This is a genomic window from Caballeronia terrestris (assembly GCF_001544515.1).
GTDB lineage: Bacteria > Pseudomonadota > Gammaproteobacteria > Burkholderiales > Burkholderiaceae > Caballeronia > Caballeronia terrestris.
Genome location: NZ_FCOL02000501.1, coordinates 1 through 969, shown reverse-complemented (window position 1 = coordinate 969; position 969 = coordinate 1). Strand labels below are relative to the sequence as shown.

Annotated in this window: 1 protein-coding gene and 1 pseudogene; one reads left to right on the top strand and one right to left on the bottom strand. The window is 58.0% G+C overall.

Annotation, left to right across the window (positions count from 1 at the left end):
• Positions 1-269, top strand: a 269-nt coding sequence (locus AWB67_RS41270) for a hypothetical protein (RefSeq protein ID WP_159965172.1), incomplete at its 5' end; no start/stop codon positions are given.
• Positions 270-562: 293 nt separating this feature from the next.
• Here the strand turns inward: AWB67_RS41270 and AWB67_RS38560 are convergent.
• Positions 563-969, bottom strand: a pseudogene (locus AWB67_RS38560) (hypothetical protein); the annotation flags it as partial.

Below are 969 nucleotides of genomic sequence, written 5' to 3'. Positions count from 1 at the left end.
ACTTTCTTGGCACGCTCGGAGCCTTCGAAATTGCGAGCGAGGCCCATCATGGATCGGTAACGCTCGAATATCCGGCAACAGGCGCAATGGTGAAGATGCGTGCAAGGCCTACGCGCGAGCACGTAATTTCGTTTGTGCGGGTGGACGGCACTAACGCTCCGACAGGCCAAGTCATCATGGCCGGTGAAATGCGTGTTGAGTTGTCCACCGAAGCACCGTTCATCAAGTCAAAACGGGTCAAGCCGGGGCGCGATGACATCCCATATTGAGGCGACCAACGCGTGTCCGTGGTCTTACCGGCTAAACGGAAGCTGTTGCGTAATGAATCAAAGGACAGACCAAGCCGCAAGCCAAAAACCGACATACAGGAAGAGACTGAAAAGGTATTTTCAAGAGTATCGGCAGTCGTGCTGGACTCTTTGAACCGCGAAGGTGTCGGCTGGCGCCATAAGCCGCACGCTACCACCGTCGTCGTAATCGATGCATTGACAATGGCGGGGTTCCGGCGCCAGCCGAGGCCGGCGCGCGATTCATTGCGACAGAGGCGCAGTCACCACACACTCTAGTCGCAATAGCCTTGCGATGCATACGTACCGCCGCCGGACGCTCTCTTGTTACACAGCGTGTTCAGCAGCGAGGCAATGTTGCCGGCTCCGTAACCGCCATAATTTGCATTTGGGTACTGCGCGTTTTGGCGGAACTGGGAGGAGTAGTTATCCTTGGCCGCATTGGGATCCGAGGTTCCCCATGACGTCACGCCAATGACCGCGAGCTTCGAAGCGATACCTGCAACGGCGTCACCTTCCCGCACTGGGTCGCGAGACTTGAAATTCACGATCCACGGGCCGCCGCTCGAGCCGCTCGTGAGGTCGCTTCCTTGCCAGAGCTGCCAGGCTCCGCCGACCACTGTCGTGTAAGTCGGCCCATCCGTGCGCTGCATAATCGCGCCACTGTCGAGAAGGTACGGAT